The organism is Alteromonas sp. (genome assembly GCF_984505615.1).
Map to the genome: position 1 here is coordinate 1 of NZ_CFHOXV010000079.1, position 5,309 is coordinate 5,309.

General features: G+C 47.2%; 4 protein-coding genes and 1 tRNA gene. All 5 read left to right on the forward strand.

From position 1 onward, the window contains the following. The first annotated feature begins 280 nt into the window (after positions 1-280). The 5 genes from nadA to bcsA all read left to right on the forward strand — a co-directional run bounded on the left by nadA (position 281) and on the right by bcsA (position 5,295). The gene (nadA, locus tag AC4PME_RS20400; RefSeq protein WP_491046906.1) at positions 281-1,342 is read left to right on the forward strand and encodes a quinolinate synthase NadA; all 1,062 of its coding nucleotides are present in this window, start codon (positions 281-283) and stop codon (positions 1,340-1,342) included. Between the two features lie 99 nt (positions 1,343-1,441). Next, positions 1,442-1,532, forward strand: a tRNA-Ser gene (locus AC4PME_RS20405). A 336-nt stretch (positions 1,533-1,868) separates the two neighbouring features. Continuing rightward, the gene (locus AC4PME_RS20410) at positions 1,869-2,150 is read left to right on the forward strand and encodes a hypothetical protein (protein ID WP_119500823.1); all 282 of its coding nucleotides are present in this window, start codon (positions 1,869-1,871) and stop codon (positions 2,148-2,150) included. Next, positions 2,147-2,932, forward strand: a complete 786-nt coding sequence (gene bcsQ, locus AC4PME_RS20415) for a cellulose biosynthesis protein BcsQ (protein ID WP_119500824.1) — start codon at positions 2,147-2,149, stop codon at positions 2,930-2,932. The genes AC4PME_RS20410 and bcsQ overlap by 4 nt, the downstream gene beginning before the upstream one ends. A gap of 5 nt (positions 2,933-2,937) precedes the next feature. Continuing rightward, complete coding sequence (gene bcsA, locus AC4PME_RS20420; RefSeq protein ID WP_491046905.1) at positions 2,938-5,295, forward strand: UDP-forming cellulose synthase catalytic subunit; 2,358 nt, start codon at positions 2,938-2,940, stop codon at positions 5,293-5,295. Positions 5,296-5,309 lie beyond the last annotated feature (14 nt).

Genomic DNA, 5,309 nt, shown 5'->3' on the forward strand with positions numbered 1-5,309 from the left:
AGTTGACTTTTAATCAATTGGTCGCTGGTTCGAATCCAGCACGACCCACCATCTTATCTTTGCTCCGGTTATCCGGAACCTCTTAAAATTCTTAAATACTTCCTGTTAGATATTATCCCGATTCGTTATCAGCTTTATCAACCGCAAAAGCATTGCACTGTTATAAGTCATAGCGCTTTAATCCGGGCAAACACTTTTATTCATAGCGTATCCCTATGTAATTTTTATGACAGTCGGGTATAATCCGTCGCCCTATTGTCGATTATTCAGGCTATTTGTTATGACTATTGCTTTCAGAGTCGATCAAGTTGATTATCCGTTCCCGGCCAAGCCTGCGCCGCTTACTGATGTGCGCAAGGCCGAACTGAAGGAACAGATCAAGCAACTGCTGCGTGATCGTAATGCTGTTCTGGTAGCTCACTATTACACTGACCCCGAGATTCAGGCGCTGGCCGAGGAAACCGGTGGTTGCGTTGCGGACTCTCTGGAGATGGCACGCTTTGGCCGTGATGCCACTGAGCAAACGTTAATCGTGGCCGGTGTCCGCTTCATGGGTGAAACAGCAAAGATTCTCAGTCCTGAAAAAACCGTACTGATGCCAAACCTGGAAGCAACCTGTTCGCTGGACATCGGTTGCCCGGTGGAAGAATTCAGTGCTTTCTGCGACGCGCACCCTGATCACACCGTGGTTGTTTACGCCAATACGTCTGCTGCTGTAAAAGCAAGAGCCGACTGGGTGGTGACATCCAGTATTGCGCTGGAAATTGTTGAGCATCTGGACGAGCAGGGTAAACCTATTATCTGGGGCCCTGACCGCCACCTGGGTGCATACATTGCTAAGAAAACCGGTGCTGATATGTTGATGTGGCAGGGCGAATGTATCGTTCATGACGAGTTTTCAGCACAGAAACTGAGTGATATGAAAGCAGTGTATCCTGATGCAGCCATTCTTGTGCATCCGGAATCACCTGCCAGTGTGGTTGATCTTGCGGATGCTGCCGGTTCGACAAGTCAGCTGATCCAGGCCGCTCAGGATATGCCTAACAACACGTTTATTGTGGCAACAGATAAAGGCATTTTCTATAAGATGCAACAACTGATGCCAGAGAAGACGTTTATTGAAGCTCCAACGGCCGGTAACGGCGCAACCTGTAAAAGTTGTGCTCACTGCCCGTGGATGGCAATGAACGGCTTACAGGCCATCTACAACAGCCTGACAGAGGGTGTGAACGATAACGAAATCGATGTGGATGAAGCTTTGCGTCATAAAGCTCTCATTCCGCTGGACAGAATGCTCAACTTTTCAGCACAACTTAAGCAGAAAAAGCTGGCAACTGCTTAATAAAAGCGCAGTTGAGGTTTTTTTCCCGGTGAGTACTTGATTCAGCGGGAGACTTTCCCTACTATACGCGCGCTTTGACGAATTTCGTCAGACAATTCCGGAGAGATGGCTGAGTGGCTGAAGGCGCACGCCTGGAAAGTGTGTATACGTTAATAGCGTATCGAGGGTTCGAATCCCTCTCTCTCCGCCAGATACTAAAAACCCGCATTCACTGCGGGTTTTTGCTTTCCGGCGTTTATTTTTTCACAATCTTCCTGCCCGGTTTCTGCTGAATCCTTCCTCTCTTTTGTCATCATTCTTTATAAACATTTCAATATGTATCTAGTCATTAAATATTAAGTAAAAGTAATGAGTTCAAGATACTGTAATAATCTTATTGAGTTCAAAAAATAAGCAGTTTATGATAATTGCCGTTACGTATTAAAAGTCACACACTTCTTTCTAAGTTTCGGGGTTTTAAAATTAAAAGTTAGTTTAAAAAACTTAAAAAGTTAATGGTTATAGCAGATAAGGGAGTATCTCAGTTATGAATCGTTACAATGATGTCGCGATGCTTGAATCCAAGCTTTCGCAGGAAATAGGCTTCAGAACATTTGCAGAAGACCAGACTGTTTTTGCATCTAACTGGCCGTTGCTCAATCAATTGTTTCAACAGAGTTTTCTCAAGAGTCCAGGGGCTGAACCGGAACAAACGTTTCGTCATACTGGTTTTGAAACATTGGCTGATCTTCAAAACAATTCTGCTAATACCAACAGTACTTCATTCACCGGGAGCTCCGGGCATTCACAGAGGAAGATCTGTGTATGAACCTCGTCTATCTGACATCTCCTAAAGGTGGTACCGGACGTACGACACTTACGGCAAATCTGGCTTTTGCTCTGCAGCGGCTGGGTCATCAGGTTGTGGTATTGGATCTTGATGTACAGAACACCCTTCGCTTCCATTTTGGCGTAGCAGTGGGAGAGTCCCGCGGGGTGGTTGCACAATCACAGCATAACAGTGACTGGCGTGAATATATTATTGAAACGCCGGGTGGAGTGGGTCTTCTGCCTTACGGGCAGGTAACCCGTGAACAACGCGAAGCCTTTAATGCATTATTGCGTCGTGAGACTGGTTTTCTGGATCAACGTCTCGGTTCCCTTTTACAACAACCAGGCTGTATTACGCTTGTTGACCTTCCTTCCGGGCCCGGTTCAGGCCTTGACGCTGTCAAGCGAATGGGGGGCCTGGGAATAGTGGTCCTGACTGCTGACAGCACGTCAGCTGCAACTTTGCCTTTGGTTGAGCAGGAGAGTTACCTGGGTAAAAAGCTGGCTGGCGAGGCGCTCTATATTATCAATCAGACTCACATCCGGAGCCGGCTCAATCGCGATTCTACAGAATTTTTTGAGCAAAAGCTGGGGGCCGCGCTACTTGGCAGGGTGCACCGTGATGAAGCGGTACCCGAAGCTGCCGCATCTATGAAATCTATTTTTGAATACGCGCCAAGTTCGGCTGTCATTCAGGATCTCGAAGACATAGCCAGGGGAATAAGCAGAAGTCTGCCAGAGGCATTCAGCCATGACTCCATGAAATTTTCGTTGAGATAACCGCCATGGAACAATTAAACAAACCTTCCCGGGTGGCTAAACTCTTTCTTTTTTTCATCCTTGTTGCTGTGTTCTGCGTGCTCATGCTGATCGTATCAACGCCGCTTGACCTTGAAAATCAAACCCTTTTTGCACTTTTCAGTGTGATTCTCTGTTTGATTATCGGCCGTATAGAAACCTCCTGGGCGAGGCTGGTGTTGATGATGGTTAGCGTCATTATATCAACCCGGTATTTATTTTGGCGTGCAACAGACACACTGGTTTACAACACACCTTTTGAAACATTTCTGGGCATAGGTCTTCTGCTGGCAGAAGTTTATGCACTGCTAATTTTAGTATTGGGATTTTTTCAGACTGTTTGGCCGCTGGAAAGAAAAGTTGTTCCTTTACCTGAAGATACAAGTTTATGGCCAACTGTTGATGTGTATGTCCCTACGTATAACGAAAGTTTATCTATTGTTCAGGATACGGTACTGGCAGCGCTTAATATTGACTACCCGAAAGAGAAATTGCGGGTTTATCTTCTGGACGACGGACGCAGGCCCGAATTTGGTGCGTTTGCCTCTGCCGCCGGAGTGGGATACATAACGCGTGAAGACAATAAACACGCCAAAGCAGGGAACCTGAATAATGCTTTGAAACTCACAAGCGGAGAGCTGATCTGTATCTTCGATTGCGATCATGTGGCGACCCGCATGTTTCTTCAGGCAACGGTTGGCGCATTTATCAAAGAACCCAAACTGGCACTGTTACAAACCCCGCATCACTTTTATTCGCCGGACCCGTTTGAAAGAAATCTCAGGACTGGACTCGATATGCCGGGGGAAGGTGAGCTCTTTTACGGGCCGGTACAAAAGGGAAATGACTTTTGGAATGCTGCGTTTTTTTGCGGGTCCTGTGCGGTTATACGGCGTAAAGCGCTCGGGGATACCAATGGCTTCGCAGTGGAAACCGTTACCGAAGATGCTCATACTGCACTAAAGTTACAGCGAATGGGCTGGGATACCGCTTTCCTTGCGATACCTCTGGCAGCCGGACTCGCCACTGAACGTCTTTCCCTGCACATTGGACAGCGTGCAAGGTGGGCACGGGGAATGTGCCAAATTTTCCGGGTTGATAATCCTTTGTTTGGCAAGGGATTAAAAATAGGTCAGCGTTTGTGTTATCTCAACGCCATGATGCATTTTCAGTTCCCGTTGCCCAGATTTGTTTTTGTCACTGCGCCGCTGGCTTATCTGTTGTTTGGTGCAAACATTATAGCCGCTGCTCCCGATCTGTTACTTGCCTATGCATTACCTCACCTGTTTCACGCCATTTATACCAACTCTGTTTTACAGGGCCGTTACCGATACAGTTTCTGGGGAGAGGTTTATGAAACTGTACTTGCTTTTGCTCTGATAAGGCCGACGCTGGCCTCCTTGTGGAATCCGTCTAAAGGCAAATTTAATGTCACTGACAAAGGCGGAACATTGGATGAAGCCTACTTTGATTCAGAAGCTGTCAGGCCGCACCTGATCACACTTGCATTGTTACTCGCCGGGATAATCTGGGGGGCAGTGAGAATGGTTTTCAGTGAAGACTTTGCCGTAAACCCCTTTGTACTTGGCCTCAATCTTGTGTGGGCGTTGTTAAACGTCACGATTTTACTGGCGGCAGTCGCGGTAGCGATGGAGGCAAAGCAAGTTCGCAACGCTGTAAGAGTAGGTATCAGTCTGCCGGCCGTTCTTCATTTGTCTAATGGTCACACTGCCCGTGCTGAGACCTGCGACTTTTCGATGGGAGGTATGCGCCTTAGCAATCCTTATGGTGATGCCTTCGCTGAAGAAACTGTAGAGGACGTTGAAATAAGTTTTGACGGCAAGGCAATGCTTTTTCCTGTTTCTCCGATAACAGCAGATCCTCACTTTTTGCGATTCCGCTTTCAGGATTTGCCTCTGAGACAGCGCCGGAAACTGGTGAATGTAGTTATGGGGCGTGCAGATGCCTGGGTACCGGATAAGCTAAATGCTGCTGATCATCCTTTTCGTTCGTTTAGCGGTGTGTTGAGGGCGGTGACAGGTCTTTTCTCATCCGGTAACAGGGATAATGCATGGTTGAGGTGGCAACGAAATCTCTTTGGAAACTGGAAGTTTTTGTTGGTTCTTACAACTGTGATTGCTCTTGGTTGGGCCATCGTCGCTAACAGAGCGTGGGCCGGTGAGGCTGATTTCTCGCGACAAATTAGTCTGCAGGATGCCGGTTTCGACAAGCCCATCACAATCAATGGCAACGGAAATAGTTTTGGCGTGCATTTTTCGATAAGAAAAGATGAAGTTGTTACCGGTCGCGAATTCAACTCCGAAGTGCACCACTCTCTAAATTAGGCAGCCTTGCGTAA